Origin of the sequence: Mesonia hippocampi (assembly GCF_014197445.1) — a bacterium.
In the GTDB taxonomy this organism is placed as follows: domain Bacteria; phylum Bacteroidota; class Bacteroidia; order Flavobacteriales; family Flavobacteriaceae; genus Mesonia; species Mesonia hippocampi.
The window spans coordinates 109541-129275 of sequence record NZ_JACIFO010000004.1 but is presented as its reverse complement, the minus strand read 5'-3'; the positions used below and the strand labels follow the sequence as shown (position 1 = coordinate 129275).

General features: G+C 34.4%; 16 protein-coding genes. 12 read left to right on the top strand and 4 right to left on the bottom strand.

The window, feature by feature from the left end; translation table 11 throughout:
- Nucleotides 1-37 precede the first annotated feature (37 nt).
- The 10 genes from GGR32_RS06065 (at nt 38) to ruvC (ending at nt 10355) form a co-directional block, all read left to right on the top strand.
- Nucleotides 38-556, top strand: coding sequence for a DUF4920 domain-containing protein (locus GGR32_RS06065; RefSeq protein ID WP_183477301.1), 519 nt, complete (start codon nt 38-40; stop codon nt 554-556).
- Nucleotides 557-565: 9 nt separating this feature from the next.
- Complete coding sequence (locus tag GGR32_RS06060) at nt 566-1024, top strand: hypothetical protein (RefSeq protein ID WP_183477300.1); 459 nt, start codon at nt 566-568, stop codon at nt 1022-1024.
- A 9-nt stretch (nt 1025-1033) separates the two neighbouring features.
- Nucleotides 1034-1705 (top strand): tRNA (5-methylaminomethyl-2-thiouridine)(34)-methyltransferase MnmC2, encoded by a 672-nt coding sequence (mnmC2, locus tag GGR32_RS06055; RefSeq protein ID WP_183477299.1) that lies wholly within the window; start codon nt 1034-1036, stop codon nt 1703-1705.
- A gap of 71 nt (nt 1706-1776) precedes the next feature.
- Entirely contained in the window at nt 1777-2685 is a 909-nt protein-coding gene (locus GGR32_RS06050) for a TIGR01777 family oxidoreductase (RefSeq protein WP_183477298.1), read from the top strand.
- Between the two features lie 200 nt (nt 2686-2885).
- A complete protein-coding gene (locus GGR32_RS06045; RefSeq protein WP_183477297.1) occupies nt 2886-6041 on the top strand; it encodes a SusC/RagA family TonB-linked outer membrane protein in 3156 nt (1051 codons plus the stop codon).
- Between the two features lie 2 nt (nt 6042-6043).
- Nucleotides 6044-7516 (top strand): SusD/RagB family nutrient-binding outer membrane lipoprotein, encoded by a 1473-nt coding sequence (locus GGR32_RS06040; RefSeq protein ID WP_183477296.1) that lies wholly within the window; start codon nt 6044-6046, stop codon nt 7514-7516.
- Between the two features lie 23 nt (nt 7517-7539).
- Nucleotides 7540-8619 carry an alkaline phosphatase family protein gene (locus GGR32_RS06035; RefSeq protein WP_183477295.1) on the top strand — a complete coding sequence of 360 codons (1080 nt, stop codon included), beginning with the start codon at nt 7540-7542 and terminating at the stop codon, nt 8617-8619.
- 123 nt (nt 8620-8742) lie between these two features.
- On the top strand, nt 8743-9294 hold the full coding sequence (locus GGR32_RS06030) for a glutathione peroxidase (RefSeq protein WP_183477294.1): 552 nt from the start codon (nt 8743-8745) through the stop codon (nt 9292-9294).
- A 20-nt stretch (nt 9295-9314) separates the two neighbouring features.
- Nucleotides 9315-9797 (top strand): hypothetical protein, encoded by a 483-nt coding sequence (locus tag GGR32_RS06025; protein WP_183477293.1) that lies wholly within the window; start codon nt 9315-9317, stop codon nt 9795-9797.
- A 6-nt stretch (nt 9798-9803) separates the two neighbouring features.
- Nucleotides 9804-10355, top strand: a complete 552-nt coding sequence (gene ruvC, locus GGR32_RS06020; protein WP_183477292.1) for a crossover junction endodeoxyribonuclease RuvC — start codon at nt 9804-9806, stop codon at nt 10353-10355.
- A gap of 5 nt (nt 10356-10360) precedes the next feature.
- On the opposite strand, the gene GGR32_RS06015 is transcribed toward ruvC, so the two are convergent.
- Together GGR32_RS06015 and GGR32_RS06010 are read right to left on the bottom strand one after the other, a co-directional pair.
- Nucleotides 10361-10735 carry a DUF779 domain-containing protein gene (locus tag GGR32_RS06015; protein ID WP_183477291.1) on the bottom strand — a complete coding sequence of 125 codons (375 nt, stop codon included), beginning with the start codon at nt 10733-10735 and terminating at the stop codon, nt 10361-10363.
- Nucleotides 10736-10800: 65 nt separating this feature from the next.
- The gene (locus tag GGR32_RS06010; RefSeq protein WP_183477290.1) at nt 10801-12300 is read right to left on the bottom strand and encodes an aldehyde dehydrogenase family protein; all 1500 of its coding nucleotides are present in this window, start codon (nt 12298-12300) and stop codon (nt 10801-10803) included.
- 133 nt (nt 12301-12433) lie between these two features.
- Here GGR32_RS06010 and GGR32_RS06005 point away from each other — a divergent pair, with 133 nt between their 5' ends.
- Nucleotides 12434-13345, top strand: a complete 912-nt coding sequence (locus GGR32_RS06005; protein ID WP_183477289.1) for an AraC family transcriptional regulator — start codon at nt 12434-12436, stop codon at nt 13343-13345.
- Between the two features lie 68 nt (nt 13346-13413).
- Here GGR32_RS06005 and GGR32_RS06000 read toward each other — a convergent pair whose 3' ends face one another.
- Both GGR32_RS06000 and GGR32_RS05995 read right to left on the bottom strand, forming a co-directional pair.
- Nucleotides 13414-15441, bottom strand: coding sequence for a M3 family metallopeptidase (locus GGR32_RS06000; protein WP_183477288.1), 2028 nt, complete (start codon nt 15439-15441; stop codon nt 13414-13416).
- A gap of 95 nt (nt 15442-15536) precedes the next feature.
- Nucleotides 15537-17036 carry a carboxypeptidase-like regulatory domain-containing protein gene (locus tag GGR32_RS05995; RefSeq protein ID WP_183477287.1) on the bottom strand — a complete coding sequence of 500 codons (1500 nt, stop codon included), beginning with the start codon at nt 17034-17036 and terminating at the stop codon, nt 15537-15539.
- 101 nt (nt 17037-17137) lie between these two features.
- On the opposite strand from GGR32_RS05995, the gene GGR32_RS05990 reads away from it, so the two are divergent.
- A complete protein-coding gene (locus GGR32_RS05990; RefSeq protein WP_221403697.1) occupies nt 17138-19732 on the top strand; it encodes a T9SS type B sorting domain-containing protein in 2595 nt (864 codons plus the stop codon).
- Nucleotides 19733-19735 lie beyond the last annotated feature (3 nt).

Genomic DNA, 19735 nt, shown 5'->3' with positions numbered 1-19735 from the left:
ATTGTGCGATTATCAATACTTAAGAAAACTTTAATTTATGAAAAAAATACTCTTGTTAAGTTTAGCCATAAGTTTATTTTCTTGTAAGGAAGGAGACGCAACCAAGCAGCAGGAAAATAGCCAAACGGTTGTAGCTACAAAAACTACCGAGAAATCTTATGCGAGTTTTGGAGAAAAAATAACCTCGGCAGATGCCTTGACTAATACCGAAATGAAAGCGAAGTTTGATAAAATGCAGGTAGGCGATACCTTAGCGGTAAAATTTATAGCGCAAGTAGATAAAGTATGTAAGAAAAAAGGCTGCTGGATGCGGTTAAAGCTAGATGACTCGTTAACTTCTTTTGTGCGATTTAAAGATTATGAATTCTTTGTTCCTTTAAATTCCGATAATCGCGAAGCCATTGTAGAGGGGAAAGCCTATATCACAGAAACCAGTGTAGAGGAATTACAGCATTATGCTCAAGATGCAGGGAAAACTCAAGAAGAAATTGCAAAAATTACAAAGCCTAAACGCGAATATGCATTTATGGCAGAAGGTGTTTTGATGGAAGAATAAACTAGAAATATGCTAAAAAGTATTGTTGCAATTTTTACATTTTTAATTGTTTTTTCTAGTTGCGAAGAAACTGCGAAAGAGAAAAATACTCCTAAAGAAAAAGGAGTTACAGAAAAAAAAGAGCCTTTGCAAGTCTATACACACTCTGAAATGGCTGCTTTTATGGAAGAGATGTATAAAGAGCATAAAACCATAAAACGTAAACTTGAGGCAGGTGAAAAGATAGATTCATTACCTTATAATTTATTGCATTTACACACAAAGACATTCACAACCCCATCGGATTACGATACTACTTATAGGCAATTTGCAACAGCTTTTATAGAGGTTGAAAAATTAATAGTTTCTGATACTTCTAATGCTTTAGAGCATTATAATCAGGCAATAAACCTATGTATTAGCTGTCACCAAATTAAATGTACAGGGCCTATTCCTAGAATAAAAAAGTTAAAAATTCCTATTCCGTAATTCAAAATTTTGAAAAGAAAGATAATAACTACTGCAGATGGTTCTACTACCATACAAATTGAAGATTGGAATGAACAATACCACTCCAAACATGGAGCTATTCAAGAGGCTAAACATGTGTTTCTTGAAATGGGATTACAACCTTTTTTAACAACAGAAAAATTATCTATTTTAGAAATAGGTTTTGGCACGGGCTTAAATGCTTTGCTTGCAGCTTTAGAAGTTATTAATCACAAGACAACTGTTTATTATACCGGTGTAGAAGCATTTCCGGTAGAAGAAAAAGAGTTGTCCCAATTAAACTATCATAAGTCGTTACCGTTTTTAGAGGCCGAAACTATATTTAAAGCACTTCATCATGCAGCTTGGGAAAAACCTGTTGAAATTACTTCAAATTTTACACTTCATAAACAACAATTAAAGTTTGAAGCTATTTTAGCTAAAAACACCTATCAGTTAATTTATTTTGATGCGTTTGGCATTCGGGTACAACCTCATTTGTGGGAAGCTTCTATTTTTAAAAAAATGTACGATGCATTAACTAATGCTGGGGTATTGGTAACTTATGCTGCAAACGGTAAAGCTAAACGAGCCATGAAAAGCGTAGGCTTTTTGGTAGAAAAGCTGCCTGGTCCTCCTGGGAAACGAGAAATGTTACGCGCAACAAAACAACTGCTCTAAAAATAAAATGTTAATTTACTATTAATCGCTTGGTGTATAGTTTTTTATAGTAGTAACTTTTAAACAAAAAAATGAAAGTTTTAGTAACAGGAGCAACAGGGATGATAGGGAGAGAAATTGTAAAGGAATTAATGCTTACCGGTTACAAGGTATGTTTTCTTACCACATCAGTTGCTAAATTGGATAGCATACCAAAGGCTAAAGGTTTTTTATGGAATCCTTCTAAAAATGAAATTGATGAAACTTGTTTTGAAGGAGTAAAAACAATTATCCATTTAGCGGGATCATCTATCGCAAAACGTTGGACAAAATCTTATAAAGCGCATATACTAAAAAGTAGGACAGTATCGGCAAAGTTACTTTTTACAACATTAGAACAGATTCAGCATAACGTTACACATTTTATTTCGGCAAGTGCCGTAGGCAAGTATCCACCATCGTTAAGCAATTATTACACCGAGGATATGCCCGAAACGGCAAATAACTTTTTAGGCGAGGTAGTAGAAAAATGGGAGGCTGCTGCCGATATGTTTAAAACCATAGGAATTAATGTTTGTAAAATAAGAATTGGTTTGGTGCTTAGCGCTAAAGGAGGAGCTTTAGAAAAGTTAGTTACTCCCATAAAATATTATATGGGAACTCCGTTAGCCTCAGGGAAGCAATGGCAATCATGGATTCATCTTCAAGATTTAGCAGCAATTTTTGTACATGCTTTGCGTTTTAAATTGGAAGGTGTTTATAATGCTGTAGCGCCAGAGCCAGTTACCAACCAAGAACTTACAAAAGCTATAGCAAAGCAACTTAATAAACCTATTTTACCAGTGCATATCCCTGCTTTTTTACTCTATTTAATGTTGGGCGAAATGGCGGTTATGGTAACAGAAGGGCAATATGTAAGCGCCGAAAAAATTTTGAATGAAAAGTTCTATTTTCAATATTCAAATGTTCATCAAGCCTTAAAAAATATTTTAGTTAACTAGGTTTCTATAAGCCTATACTTATGTTAGCTGTTTGTTAACTGTATTTTTGGGTGTTTTTTTTTAGTTTATTGATTTGTAGTTATTTGTTTTTTATTAATAAAAGCCAAATCTTCTTTTTCTCTTAAAATAATCCTAAAATGTAGTTAACCCGAAACCGTGTTGAGCAATTTAGTTTTGCACCAAACAAATTCTCAACACCAATGAAAAAAAATGCGTATTTATTAATCATTAATTTATTGTGCTTTTCTGGTTTTGTACATGCACAACAGCCAGTTATAGGTACCGTAACCGACCCTCATGAAGTGCCTATAGGCGGAGTAAATGTAGGCTTGAGTAGTAAGAAATTAGGTACAGTAACAGATTTTGACGGAAACTTTTCTGTTAATGCCATAGCTACCGATACTCTTGTTTTTTCTTATGTAGGATTTCAAACACAAAAAATCGCTGTAGGAAATAACACAAGGTTTACTATTGTTTTAGAACCAAGTACAGAAGCCTTAGAACAAGTAGTTGTAACCGCTTTAGGTATTACTAAAGCAGAGAAAAAAGTAGGTTACTCTATGCAACAGATAGAAACAAAATCTTTCGATAAGATTCCTGTAGCCAATGTAGGGAGTATGTTTTCTGGGAAAGTAGCAGGGCTTCAAGTGAGTAATCCTCCAGGAATGTTTCAAGCACCAAAATTTTCTTTACGAGGAAAAGAACCCTTAGTGGTAGTGGATGGAATTCCTGTAGAAACAGATTTTTTTGATGTTCAGCAAAATAACATTAGTAATATAAATGTGTTAAAAGGTACAACGGCCTCTGCACTTTATGGATCTAGAGGAAGAAACGGAGCTATCTTAATTACCACTAAAGATGCGACCGATAACGGATTAACGATAGAAGTAGCTCAAAATGTAATGATGTCTGCAGGGTATGCAGTATTCCCTGAAACACAAAAAAAATATGGGAATGGTTCTAACGGTAAATATGAGTTTTGGGACGGTGCCGATGGGGGTATTGCCGATGGCGATATGATTTGGGGACCAAAGTTTGATAGAAATTTATTAATTCCGCAATGGAATAGCCCTATTGTAGATAAAACAACAGGGGAAGAAATTGAATGGTACGGGAGCGTAACCGGAACACAGTATGACGACCGTTCACGCTACGAGCGTAAACCATTGCCTTGGGTGCGTCATGATAACTTAAAAGAGTTTATGCGTCCAAGTGTTATTTCTAGTACAACATTTAATATTAGTCAGAAAAACGAAAAAGGTTTTTTTCGTCTTAACGGAAACTATTCTTACAATCAAGACAGGGTACCAAATTCTAGCTTACAACAAGGGGGTTTAAGTTTTAAATCGCTTACGCATTTATCAGATAAGTTAACCTTGAGTAGTAAATTAACCTATTCTAAAGTATATTCTCCTAATTATCCTAATTATTCATACAACCCAAGTGGGCACATGTATACCTTGCTTATTTGGATGGGAGACGATGTAAATGGTAAAGAGTTAAAAAATAACCTTTGGGTACCAGGTTATGAAGGATACAGGCAAGCAAACTGGAATTATGCATGGTATAATAATCCTTGGTTTGGCGCCGAAAATTATGTGAAAGAATTTAATTCAGATTTGGTAAATGCTCAATTAAAATTAAACTACCAAATCGATAATAACTTTAGTGTGCAAGTACGCGGTTCTGGAGTGCTAAAGAAAACTTTTGAAGACTTAGAAAGTCCAAAATCGTATTTCAATTACTCAGCTCCAAGAGAAGGGTCTTACCAAACTACAAACAAGTCGAGGTTAAATGTTGATTATGATGTTCTTGGAACTTATAAAAATCAAATTTCAGATAATTTTGGTTTTGTAGTAAATGCTGGAGCATCGGTGTTTTATAGACAATATCAAGAGCAATTTGCCGCTACAGACGGGCTAACTATTCCTGGGGTATATAATATGGGGAACTCTACAGGTCCGGTACGTGCCGAGAATGAATTATGGGAAAAAGCTATTCATAGTGTTTACGGAACAGCAGAATTCGACTTTTTAGACACTTATTTCTTAACCATTGCAGCAAGAAACGATTGGTCTTCTACATTACCTAAAGAAAATCGTTCGTATTTCTACCCTTCGGTTTCTTTTAGTGCCTTGTTAAGCAATATTATAGAAATGCCAAGCTATATTAGTTATATGAAACTCTATAGCTCTTGGGCAAAAGTTTCTTCAGATTTAGATCCATACAAATTATCTTCTTATTATTCTAGCTCTGGTAATTTTGCAAACTTACAGCGTTTAGAATACCCAAGCTCTATTGTAAACCCTAATATTTCTCCAGAAACTTCTACCTCTTTTGAAGTTGGTTTAAATACGTCATTTTTAAACAATAGGTTTTCATTAAATGCGACTTATTACAATACGGTAGATACCAACCAAATTATCGATTTACCTATTTCATTAGCTTCAGGATTTGAGGACAGAAAAGTAAACGGAAACGAATATACTACCAATGGAGTAGAAATTTCTTTAGGATATAAAGCAATCCAAAAAGAAAACTTTAAATGGTCTGGGGTTTTAAACTGGGCTACAAAAGTGAAAAAAATTACAGAAATTACAGGAGGAGCCGATAAGTTTGGTAACCTATCATTAAACGATAGAGTAGATAGCTATTACGGACAAGAATGGATGAAGTCTCCAGACGGAAAAGTAATTTTAGACCCAGCAACAGGACTGCCAACGCGCGATACTTATTACTCTTATTTAGGGCATTTTGACCCCAACTGGAGCTTTGGTTTTGTAAATAACTTTAGCTATAAAAACTGGGGATTAAATGTAGCTATAGATGGTGCTTGGGGCGGTGTTATGCGTTCTCATGTGGTAGAAAAAATGTGGTGGGGAGGAAAACACCCAAAATCTGTAACCTACCGAGATCAAGAATATGCTGCAGGAACACCCGTATATGTTCCTAAAGGAGTGAATGTAGTAAGCGGAGAATTAAAAAGAGATGTAAATGGAAATGTAATTTCAGATACACGTGTTTTCTCTGAACATACCACACCGGTTAGTTGGCAAACTTGGTCGCAAAATTACCCGTATAGAGCACGAGTAACCGAAGATGAAAGCGAAACTTTTGCAAACGTTTTTGATAGAACTTATTTAAAACTACGAAGTGTATCCTTAACCTATAACTTTACAGAACTTTTAAAGAGTAAAACCATTAAAGATGCCAATGTAAGCTTAAATGGTTATAACCTTTTTGTATTGACCAAAGGAGATTATTATACCGATCCAGATTACAAAACTACAGACGAAAACAATATTCAAGATCCTTCCTCTAGGTATATAGGATTAGGAGTGAATCTAAAATTTTAATTATGAAAAAGAATATATATTATATAGTACTTTGTCTAATAGCTTTAGGAACCTATAGCTGCCAAGATTTAGACGAACTTAATAAAAACCCTAATAAAGGGGAACAAACCCATCCAGAACTTTTATTAACCGATATCCAAGCAAAAACATTTCAAGTAGAAGGAACTCCGGCGTTGTATGCTTCTAGAATGATTATTCAGACAGGAGAAGAGAGCTCTTATCAGTACTATAAATGGGGATCTGGGAGCTTTAATAATTACAATATTTTGCGTCAAGTTACAAAAATGATAGAAGAAGCTAAACGTCTAGATGATCCTAATTATATAGCTTTAGGAAAGTTTTTTAGAGCATACCACTTTTATCAGCTTAGCATGAAATTTGGCGATATTCCTTATACCGAAGCCCTACAAGGGGAGTCAACTGCTTTGTATCAACCTAAATATGATCGTCAAGAAAATGTTTTTGAAGGAATTTTAAACGAGTTAGATGAAGCCGAAGCGCTGCTTTCTCCAGAAATTAGCATAAGTGGAGATATTATTTATAACGGAAACCACACTAAATGGAAAAAATTAATCAATTCTTTTCAGTTAAAAGTATTGATTACCTTATCCCATAAAACTACTGTAGGCAGTACAAGTATCGCAGATAAATTTAATCAAGTAGCCAGTAGAGCATTGATAAGCTCTTTAGAGGATAATGCACAATTGGAGTTTCAGGACCAGTTAGGAAGCAGGTACGGGGAGTTTAATTCAAGTAGTTACGGATCAAGTATGTATATGGCTTCTACTTATGTAGATTTACTTAAAGATCTACAAGACCCAAGGCTTTTTGTTGTAGCAGAGCATACTGCAAGTGCAGCTTCAGAAGGGCTTCCGGTAAACGATTTTACAGCTTATAATGGAGGAAATCCAGCAGATAATTACGCTGAGGTTCAAGAAACTTTAGTGAAAAACGGAAATATATCTAAAGTAAACAGGCGCTATTATAAAGACCCAACTAACGAGCCTCATAATATATTAAGCTATTGGGAGGTAGAGTTTATTCTTGCAGAAGCAGCAACTAGAGGTTGGATTAATACCAATGCCGTAACACACTTCCAGAATGCAGTACGCGCAAACCTTATGTTTTATCAGCTACATGCAGAAAGATATACAGATTATTTTAACGAAACAGAAATTCAAAATTACTTAAACCAACCCTCTCTAACCTTAGAAGGAAGTGTAGAAGAACAATTAGAAACTATTATTACACAAAAATACATTACAGGTTTTCTACAAACAGGTTGGCGTATTTATTACGATTATTTACGCACAGGATTTCCCGAGTTTCAATACCCGCAAAGTTTAACGCCTCCATATCGTTTTGTATATCCAAATTCAGAATATAACAATAACACTATAAATTTAGAAGCCGCATTAAATGCTCAATTTGGAGGTAACGATGGGATTAGACAACAACCATGGTGGTTGCAATAGTATTAACCAATAAATAAAACAAAATGAAAACAAGATTAAATATAATTGTCATAACGATTTTAGTAAGCCTATTTGCTCCAAGTGCAATAGCACAAGAAAAAGTAATTATTATTACATTAGATGGATTGCGCTGGCAAGAATTATTTGGAGGTGCCGATAAACTTTTTATAGACAATAAAGAGTTTGTAAGCAATCCAAAAGAACTTAAAAAGCGTTTTTGGGCAGAAACCCCAACCGAACGAAGAGAAAAGTTAATGCCTTTTGTATGGGATTATATCGCCAAAAACGGAGCTATTTTAGGAAACCGTTGGGAAGGGAATTACGTAAACCTAACAAATACCATGCTGTTTTCCTATCCTGGTTATAACGAAATCCTTACAGGGAAAGCAGATGATAAGCGTATAAATAGCAACAATAAAACCAATAACCCAAACAAAACCATTTTAGAGTTAGCCAACACCTCTAAAACCTATAAAAATAAAGTAATGGCATTTGGTAGCTGGGATGTTTTTCCTTTTATTATTAACGAAACACGTAGCGGAATTCCTGTAAACGCAGGTTATAGAAGTACCTTATCTAAAAAACCTTCAGAAAAAGAATTGTTTTTAGACAAAATACAAGCAGAAACCCCAAGACGCTGGGGAGGTGTTCGTTTTGACGTATTTACCCATAATTATGCGTTAGAAGCTATGCGTAAAGAGCAACCAGACGTACTGTTTATAGCCTACGGAGAAACTGACGATTTTGCTCACGATGGGCGTTACGACCATTATCTAAAATCAGCCTATCGCACAGATCAGATGATTAAAGAAGTTTGGGAAGAAGTGAATAAAAATCCATATTATAAAGGGAAAACCACCCTCTTTTTAACCACAGACCATGGTCGTGGTGATAACGGAAAAGATAACAGCTGGCGTAGCCACGGAAGCAAAATAAAAGGAGCAGAGCAAACTTGGATTATGGCTTTTGGAAAACAAATAAACCCAGTGGGTGAAGAAAAAGTACAAGCGCAATATTACGTTCCGCAGTTTGCGGCAAGTATCGCCGAAATTCTGAACATAAAACTTCCGCAAGCAGCGGAAAAATTACCTGTTCTTAAATAATTTTTTTTAAAATATAGGCACAAGAGTCATTCGTTAGGATGGCTCTTTTTCTTTTTAATACAGGAATAATCAACTAAATTTAACCTAAATGAATAAATTTGTACATTAGTAAAAAATTAATAAATGAAAAATATCGTATTTATAATACTTTGCATTACAACCATAATGCAAGCACAAACACAACGTAATATGGAAAAAACAATTTATGCCTATGAGATAGAGGATATTTACGGAGAACCTTTTTCTTTAGCAAACCTAAAAGGCAAAAAAGTGATGATTGTAAATACGGCAAGTAAATGCGGACTAACGCCACAATATGAGCAATTAGAAGAACTTTACCAATTATATAAAGATAAAGATTTTGTAATTATAGGCTTTCCTGCTAATAATTTTATGAGGCAAGAACCAGGAACAAACAAAGAAATTGCTGAATTCTGTAAAGCTAATTATGGGGTAAGCTTTCCTATGATGAGTAAAATTTCGGTAAAGGGTAAAGATATACATCCTTTATACCAATTTCTTACCCAAAAAAGTAAAAACGGTGTAGAAGACAGTAAGGTGAAATGGAATTTCCAAAAGTACTTAATTAACAAGAATGGTGAGTTGGAAAAAGTAATAAAACCAAGAACCTTACCAACAGATACCGAAATTATCGATTGGATAGAAGCAAAGTAATAACCGTGCCAAGTAAGCCGATGCAGAAGATAAATTTATTATTACTAGGAGTTGTTTTTTTATGCTTTGGATGTAAAGATTTTGAAACAAAAAAAGTTTCTTCGACCAAAATTGTAGAGGAGGAATTAAAACACATCGATTGGAAAGCAATAGAACAATACCCAAGCTTTGATGTATGCGAAAAAACTACCGAAAAGCAACAGCAAAAAGCTTGTTTCGAGCAGCATTTATCGGCTTATATATACGAGGAATTAGCTACGCATCAAGTAATTTCTAACGATAGTATAAATCAAAAAATAGTACTTTATATAAAAATAGATGCAACGGGGAAACCCAACATAGATTCAATTCAAGCACCCAAAACATTGTTTTTAAAACTCCCAGAATTATCAAATTGGTTAACAGAGGCTGTTGTAAAATTGCCTAAAATATTCCCAGCGCAGAAACGAGGAATACCAGTATCTACCAATTATAAATTACCTTTGCAAATAGTAACTCAATAATAAATTTTGGATAAAGAGCGTATCATATTAGGAATAGACCCTGGAACTACCATTATGGGATATGGTTTGATAAAAGTGGAGAAAAAGCAAATGAAATTTTTACAGCTTAATGAGTTGATTCTTAAAAAATATACAGACCCTTATATCAAATTAAAATTAATTTTTGAACGCACTATCGAGTTGATAGAGACCTATAAACCTGATGAGATTGCTATAGAAGCTCCTTTTTTTGGAAAAAATGTACAATCGATGTTGAAATTGGGAAGGGCACAAGGAGTAGCGATGGCAGCGGGTTTAAGCAGAGAAATTCCTGTAACAGAGTATTCGCCTAAAAAAATTAAAATGGCAATAACAGGAAATGGAAATGCAAGTAAAGAGCAGGTTGCACGAATGCTTCAAAGCTTATTAAAGCTTAAAAGTTTACCAGACAATTTAGACTCGACAGATGGTTTAGCGGCAGCGGTTTGCCATTTTTATAACGCAAACAAGCCACAAAAAGAAAAAAGTTACTCAGGTTGGGCTGCTTTTGTACAGCAAAACCCGAATAAGGTTAAGTAGTTTTTTTATGCATATTTAACTGGAGCGAGGTTTTTTTCTTCCTCCTCAGTAAAAATCCTATACTGTATTTTAAAAGTTTTTCCTAGTGGGGTTTCTAGCGAGAACCCTCCGGCACCAAAGCCGTCTAATACATCTAATGTAAAATGGGCGTGTTTCCAATATTCAAATAGATCTTTGTCTACCCAAAACTCACAATCTTCAACTTCTCCAATACATACATCGTTCATGCGTAAATAAAAGCCGCCTTTTACAAAACATTGTGGCTGTGTGCCTTCACAACAACCACCTGCTTGGTAAAACATAAGTTCTCCGTGTTTAGTTTTTAATTGTGCTATTAAGTTTTTTGCTTTTTCTGTGCAGTCTATACGTTTTATAGTCATAGTTGTAATGATAAAAAAGAGGAATACATACAAAGATAAGATGTACTCCTCTTGGTATTATTTTTTTAGAAGAAACCTAGCTTCTTTTTATCGTAAGAGATAAGCATGTTTTTAGTTTGGCGGTAGTGTGCCAACATCATTTTATGGTTTTCACGTCCAATTCCAGATTGTTTGTAACCTCCAAATGGAGCGCCAGCAGGATAAGCATGATATTGGTTTACCCAAACTCTACCTGCTTCGATAGCTCTAGGAACTTGGTAAAGTTCATGTGCATCACGTGTCCAAACACCTGCGCCTAATCCGTAAAGTGTGTCGTTTGAAATTTCGATAGCTTCTTCTACCGTTTTAAAGGTAGTAACCGCTAGTACAGGGCCAAAAATCTCTTCTTGGAAAATACGCATTTTGTTATGTCCTTTAAATAAGGTTGGTTGGATATAGTATCCGTTAGCTAAATCCCCATCAAGATGCTTCACTTCTCCTCCTGTAAGCACTTCAGCACCTTCTTCTTTTCCTAATTTTAGGTAGGAAGATATTTTTTCGAGTTGTACTTTAGAGGCTTGTGCTCCCATCATTACAGAACTATCAAGCGGGTTCCCCATTTTAATTGCTTCAACACGCGCAACTACACGTGCAATAAACTCTTCATAGATGTCTTCTTGAATTAATAATCTAGAAGGGCAAGTACAAATTTCACCTTGGTTAAATGCAAATAATACAGCACCTTCGATGGCTTTATCTAGAAACTCATCATCGGCGTCCATTACAGAATTGAAAAATACGTTAGGCGATTTTCCTCCTAACTCTAGTGTTACAGGGATAATATTTTCGGTAGCATATTGCATTACCATACGTCCCGTAGCTGTAGATCCTGTAAAAGCAGCTTTAGATACTTTAGGGTTGGTTACCAATGGTCTTCCTATTTCTGCACCAAATCCGTTTACAATATTTATAACACCTGCAGGAAGTAAATCTTCAATAAGCTCCATAAGAACCATAATAGATACAGGCGTACTTTCCGCAGGTTTTAGGACTACGGTACAACCAGCAGCAAGTGCCGGGGCTAGTTTCCAAACCGCCATTAAAATTGGGAAATTCCAAGGGATAATTTGTGCCACCACGCCAATAGGCTCATGTACGATAAGTGAAACTGTATTTTTATCAAGCTCTGTATGCGAACCTTCCTCGGCTCTAATTACACCTGCAAAGTAACGGAAATGATCTATGGCTAATGGGATATCGGCATTTAGTGTTTCTCTAATGGCTTTACCGTTATCGATAGTTTCTACCGCAGCCAATTTTTCAAGATTGGCTTCTAGACGATCTGCAATTTTGTTAAGGATAATGCTTCGCTCTGTTGCAGAAGTTTTTCCCCAGGTTTTAAAAGCTTCGTGTGCAGCATCAACAGCAAGGTTAATATCTTCTACTGTAGAGTGTGCTGCTTTTGTGAAAACTTTTCCGTCTATGGGAGAGACATTGTCAAAATAATCTCCTTTAATTGGGGCTGTCCACTTACCGTTAATAAAATTATCGTATTTTTCTTTAAATTTAGGTTTTTCTATACTCATAAGGCTATTTTTAAAATAAAGTTAAATTTTTATAAAAATGATAGTTTATAAAACTATTTTAAATATATTACATAACATTGAACATGACTATTAATAAATTGAACAATCCTGTTGTTTTTTAGGAATGTTACTTATGGAACACTTGTTAGATATACATAAAAGACAAAGAAAATTAACGACATTGGTGGAAAACCAAACCGTGTATAATGTAAAAAATGCAGAGTTAAATATTTTTGAAACTTATGAGCAGGCAGCGAAGGTTCAACTTATTTTTGATTTTCCTGTAATTACGAGTATGCTTTCAGGCAAAAAAATAATGCATCTTACCGATGAGCCTAGTTTTGAGTATTTTCCTGGAGAATCTGTTATCATGCCAAAAGGAAAGCCTATGTTGATAGATTTTCCCATAGCAGAAAGAAACAGCCCAACACAATGTTTGGCTTTAGGAATAGATGAAACCAAAGTAAAGGAAGTGGTTTATAACTTTAATAATTTGGTGGCAATTGAAGAGGAAAACAACTCTTGGAGTTTAGATGAGAATTCTTCCCATTTGGCAAATAATATAGAGCTTAACCAGTTGTTGCAGCGCTTAATGCATACATTTCTATCCAATACAAAATCTAAAGATATCTTGTTAGATTTAATGTTTCAGGAATTAATAGTTAGGTTACTACAAACAAAAGCAAAGAATATCTTCTTACAAGGAAAAACAAATGCAGATACGCGTATAGGTTTTATTCTGAATTATATAAAAGAAAATTTAACGCATAAAAACATTACGGTAGAGCATCTGGCTACTAAAGCTTATATGAGTAGTTCTCATTTCCATAAGAAATTTAAAAATACCTTAGGGGTTTCTCCTATAGATTATGTAAATTCAGAACGAGTTAAGTTTGCAAAACAACTTTTGAGTGCGGCTAATAGTAACAAAACGATAGCAGAAGTGGCTTTTAAATCTGGTTTTAATAGTATAAGTTACTTTAATAGACAGTTTAAAAAATATGAGAAAATTACACCTTCTCAGTATTTAAAGCTTATATCTTGATAGATTGTATTTATATAAACAAAAGTCCATTGCGAAGAGCCAATGGACTTTTATTATAGAAATAGTTGTTAGTCTAATAAGCCTGCTCGTTTTAATAAAGCGTTAGGGTTGGGTTCTTTCCCACGGAAGCGTTTGTATAAAAGCATAGGGTCTTGGGTGCCTCCTTGCGAAAGGATGTAATTTTTAAATTTAGTTGCAATTTCAAGATTAAAAATTCCATTTTCTTTAAAGTAAGCAAAGGCATCAGCATCGAGTACTTCGGCCCATTTATAGGAGTAATATCCAGAAGAATATCCGCCTTGGAAGATATGAGAAAAAGCTGTGCTCATACAGTTTTCAGAAACATCTGGGAAAAGTTTGGTGGCTTCAAAAGCTTGATTTTCGTGCTTTTTAACGTTATCTATATCACTAGGGTTTGTAGCATGCCAAGCCATGTCTAGCATTCCAAAACTTAACTGGCGTAAGGTTTGCATGCCCTCTAAAAAGTTGGCGGCTTTTTTTATTTTTTCGATTAAATTTTGTGGGATGAGCTCATTGGTTTGATAATGTTTAGCAAACAAGGCTAGGGCTTCTTCTTCGTAACACCAATTTTCTAATAATTGACTAGGAAGCTCTACAAAATCCCAATAAACAGAAGTACCCGATAGGCTAGGATAGGTGGTGTTGGCTAACATTCCGTGTAAGGCGTGTCCAAATTCATGGAAAAGCGTTGTTACTTCGTTAAAGGTAAGTAAAGATGGCTTGTTTTCTGTAGCTCGTGTAAAGTTACATACAATTGAAATATGAGGACGTTCGTTGTGGTTGTTTTTTTGCTGTTGGTCTTTATAAACCGTCATCCAGGCACCTCCACGTTTTCCTGCTCGAGGATGAAAATCGGCATAAAGCAAAGCAACTTTGTCTCCTTGAGTATTGGTAACTTGATAGGTTTTAACTTCTTCGTGATATTTATCGATGTTATCGACTTCTTGAAACTTTAATTGATATAATTTTTCTGAAATATCAAAAACTCCTTTGATAACGTTTTTAAGCTTGAAATAGGGTTTTAATTTTTCATCATCTAAATCAAATCGCTGCTGTTTTAATTTTTCGGCATAATAAGCGCTGTCCCATTTTTCTAACCTATCGATGTTATCTAGGTTTTTAGCAAAAGTTTCTAACTCGTTAAACTGTGCTTTTGCTTTGGTTTGTGCTTTTTCTCTTAATTCTGCTAAGAAGTTGTTTACTTTTTCAGGGTTTTTTGCCATACGCTCTTCTAGAACAAAATGAGCGTGGGTTTTGTAGCCTAAGAGTTGTGCGCGTTGGTAGCGAAGTTTGGCAATTTTTAAAACAATTTCTTCATTGTTAAAAACATTATCTTGGAATGCTTTTTTGCCAAAAGCTAATGCCATTTTTTTACGTAACGTACGATTTTTTACATACTTCATAAAAGGAAGGTAGCTTGGGTATTGAAGTGTAAAAAGAAAACCATCACGCCCGTTAGCCTTTGCTAATTTAGCGGCGGTTTCTTTCTCATCTTCTGGAAGCCCTTCAAGGTCTGCTTCATTTTCAATTAATAGCTCATAGGCATTTGTCTCGGCTAAGACATGTTCGCCAAAGCTTAGGGATAATTGAGCTAATTCGGTATCTATTTCACGAAGCTTTTCTTTATCGGTATCCGATAAATTTGCACCATTTCTGCTAAAAGACTTGTAATGTTTCTCGAGCAACATTTGTTGCTCTGGTGTTAGGTCGAGGTTTTCTTTTTCCTGAAAAACAGTTTTAACACGTGTAAATAAAGTTTCGTTTAATAGCAGGTCGTTTTTAAATTTACTTAGCCAAGGGGAGATTTCTTGTGCAATTTGCTGAATTTCCTCGTTGGTTTCTGCGGCATTGATATTGAAAAATATACCAGTAATACGCCCTAATTTTTCTCCAGAATATTCAAGCGCTTCAATTGTGTTTTGAAAGGTAGGTTTTTCGTTAAGGGTTGTAATAGCATCTATTTCTTGGTTTGCTAATTGTATAGCTTGCTTGATGGCGGGTTTATAATGTTCGTTTTTTATTTTAGAAAAAGGAGCGTAGTCGAAATTTTCTAATAACGGATTGTTTGCGATCATGTTTTAATTTTTAATAACCTCAAAGATATAAATAGTATCTAGATTAAAGGCATAAGGAAATGTTAGATAAGTTTAAAAATAGGATGCTTTTGGTATTAATATTCGAAAGTTTTAATGGCTTCGTCTGGAGCAATAATGTTATAGTTTTCCCAGATACTGGCATCGTATTTTCTAATTTCTTCTACAGTTGTTGAGGTTTTTTCTGTAAAGTTATCGAATTGTTTTTCGGTAATTTTATGGTTATCTACAAAAAGGCTTTCGCTTACCAAGTGATTGTTGGTTTCTATTTTAAAATCAAATTTAAATTTAATTCTATTTTTTCTGTCCTGGGTATTTTCTTTAAAGCTTACACTTCTGTTTAAGTAAATGTATTGGTGCATTTCTCTTCTAAAGAAAACAGGATCGTAGCTATTGTTTTTGTTTTTTCTAAATACTAATGTGCCTGCATCTTTATCTTGAATTATTTTTACTCCGAGCAGAAATTTCATGTTAAAACTGTTTGTGCGCTTACCTGGTGCTAGCTGATATTCAGCTTTTAAAACGGCAAAGGTATCGGCAGAGATGTATAGCTTTCCGGTGTATTTTGCTTTGCGTTTGTTGGGCGTAAAACTAAGAATGTACACCATCTCATTATTAAAGCCTGTAATTTCGTCTAGTTGAAATTTATAATTTGGGTAATTTGTTAAAAAATCTAATTTTTGCGCTTCTAGAATATTTTTCTCGTGGTTAATGCCAAGCAGGTTGCTTTCTCGCCAGTGAGCAGTTTTTACCGTATCGGCTTCGTTTTCTTCTTTTATTTTGAAGCTTTCGCCTACTTTTAGCGAATCATCTACAGGGATAATTCCGCTTCTTACCTTAAAAGTGTTTTTACTGTCTAAGTTTTCTGCGATGAGTTTAAAAATTTTTTCTGCTATTTTTTCGCCATCTAGACTTGTTTCGGGGTTTTCTAAAGCGGTAAGTTTTATAAGGTCTATTTTTATAGAGTCGTTGTTTTTATAAATACTAAAATAATCTTCTGAGTAGCTGTGGTGTTCTATATTTTTATGTTTATCGTTTTTAAAAGCTTGTTTGATTTCTTTATTAAATTTTCCCTGTGTTTTTTTAGGTAAAAAAGTAGCTTTGTTTATTTCGAAATCAAAATCTTTTAAGGTCGATTTTTCTGATTTTCTAGCAAATATGGTGTATTTGGCTAAAGGTTTAGAATAATTTTCGGAAGCTTTTTTTGTTACTTTTTCTAGTATTTCATCTGGAGTTAAATTCTTATTAACAAGGTAAACTTCGGCTAATTCATTTATGTTATCGGCTAGATAAATCGTACTATTTTGTTGGAAATCCTTTAGGGCTATTTTTTTAGATTCGAATCCCATACTGGAAAAAAGCAAAGAATCTGTAGGAAGAAATTTTTCTGTTTGGATTTGAAACAGCCCTTCGGTATTTGTAATCACGCCATAATTGTCGCTAATTTGTACACTTGCAAACGGAATACTTTCCTGCGAGGATTTAGATTTTACAAAGCCAGTGAGTTGCTGTGAAAAACCAATGGTAGTACATAAACTTATAATAATTGATATAACTAAAGTTTGAACGCTTTGCATAGAAAAAGGTTTTGTTTAATAACGGTTAACATGCTCTAATGTAACACATTTAGACTTGTTTTTTTAAAAAAATTATATATTTATAACTTATAGTTAAATTTATGTCTAAGCTTTTTTTGTTTATAGGGTTATTTTGTTTAAGCTATTGCAGTCCCGTAATGGCGCAGTTACAGGCGTCAAAATGGTATTTTAATAATAAATTAGGGCTTGATTTTTCGTCAGGAAGTCCACAACAAATCAACGAAAGTGAAATGCAAGCATTAGAAGGTTGTGCCGTTATTTCTGATGCAGATGGGAATGTGTTGCTTTATTCTAATGGACAACAAATTTGGAATAAAAACCATCAGATAATGAGTGGAGGTGCTAATATATTAGGGCATTATTCTGCAACACAAAGCGTACTAATAGTTCCTAAGCCAGGGAGTAGTACTATCTATTATGTTTTTACAACAGACCGGCCATCGGTGTCTAATGCTAATGTTTATCCTAGTCAAAACTATAATCCAGATTTAACAAATCCTCTTCCAGGTGTTTTAAACCAACTGTTACAAGATGATGGGTATAATAATGGGGTAAATTACGTAACGGTAGATATTACCGCAGATAATGGAAATGGTGCAGTAATTTCGGGAAGCACACACTTAATTACTTATGATGTTAATGATAATTTAGAACCTAGGTATAAAAACTCTGAACGCTTAACCGGGATAGCAGATAAAGTAACTGGCGATATATGGGTGATTTCTCATTTTAAAGATCGCTTTAATGCCTTTAAAGTAACCACAGCAGGAGTAAACCCTACACCAGTTATTAGCCCAACAATAGTAACTAATTCACCAACTGATTTTACTTCTTCACTAGGAAGTATTAAAGTCTCTCCTGATAGAAAACATATAGCGATGACAAGTTACTTGGTAGGAAATGATATAGGTACTTATATGGGATATGTAGCCCTGTTTGATTTTGATGCGGCAACAGGAGTAATTACCAACGAGCAAATGTTAATAGAAGATGTATCAGCCTATAGTTTAGAGTTTTCTCCAGACGGGAGTAAGCTTTATGCTTCAATGCAATATGTTGAAAATGAAGAGGCCTACTATAAAATATATCAATTTGATTTAGAAGCAACAAATATAAGCGCCTCAGGAACTATTGTAAATCAAAGTAAAGGAACTTGTGGAGCTTTGCAATTGGCAATTGATGGGAAAATTTATCACTTAAATCCGAGATTTTTTGCTTTAGCTTGTATTCATAACCCTAACGAACAAGCACAAGAGCTAAATTATCAATGGAATGAAGTAAATTTTTTTGGAGAGGAATTGGTATCCCATTTCGCAACAGGCTTACCCAATTATTTACAATCTTATTTTGATAGTTTAATAGCAGTTAGAAATACTTGCTTAGGAGAAGAAACAATTTTTACCCTAGAAGATTTAACCGATGTACTTCAAGTATATTGGAATTTAGGCGATGGAACAGTTGTAACAGGAAATACAGTACAACACACCTACATGCAGCCAGGTAGTTATCTTATAGGAGCTACTGTTACAGATGTAATGGGCAATGTGCGCAATTTTAAAACAGAAGTTTTTATTGCAGAAGATGTACAAGTTTTTCCTGTAGAAAAGGTTTACGGTTGTGATACGACAGGAGATGGACTTATAGATTTTATAGATGAAAAAAGCATTATAGAACAAGCAATAGGAAATCAGCAAAATGTAGAAGCACAGTTTTATGATGAAGCAGGTAATTACCTCCCAACATTAGAGCAATTAGAAGCGGGAACATATACTTTACAAGTATTTAATAAGAAAAACAAGACCTGTGCAAAATCAATTCAATTAGACATAGAGGTAGGGAGTGTTGCACAACAAATAGAAATAGATAACATTTATGTTTGCACCACAGATAAAACAGGTTATGCAACCTTTTCTACACAACGTATTTTGGAGCAGGTAGAAGGGAAAATAGATACAGAAAAATTTCAATTAAAATTGGTAAGGAATAATGGAGACGAAATAGCATATCCGTTTCCAGAAAGCATTCAAAACCTTACCAGAAATTATGAAAAAATAAGCCTTGTAGTTACAGAAGGTGTATCTAGTTGCAGTGAGACATATCAATTTTATTTAGTAGTTATTGCTCCGCCACAATTAGACGAGATAGAAAACAATATACAATGTGCAGAAAACATAACAGGAATACAAAAATTTCCTACCAGACAAATTGCAGAAAGCATTTCTGTAAAAACAGAAGAAAAACTTAGTTTTTACACAACTACAGGAGAAGATATAACCGAGGAAATGTATGCGGGATATACCATTCGGCAAGCGTTTTCAGAAATAATTATAGTTCGTTTAGAAAACAAGAATGATAAAAATTGTTTTACAGAAAGAAAATTTAAGTTGGCACTAAAAATTTGTAAAGATAAAGCAGCGCTTTTTTTTCCTCAGTTTTTTACTCCAAATCAAGATGGTTATAACGATAAGTGGCAAGCATTACCTAAAATACGCCCTCATATTTCTACTATAAAAATATTTGATAGGTATGGGAAATTATTGGCTAAAATACCTCCCAACTCAAGTGGATGGGACGGTATTTATAATGGGAAGTTAATGCCAAAATCTTCATATTGGTTTAGCACTCGCCTATATGGTAAGTATGAGATTAAGGGGCATTTTGCGCTTTTGTATTAAGGC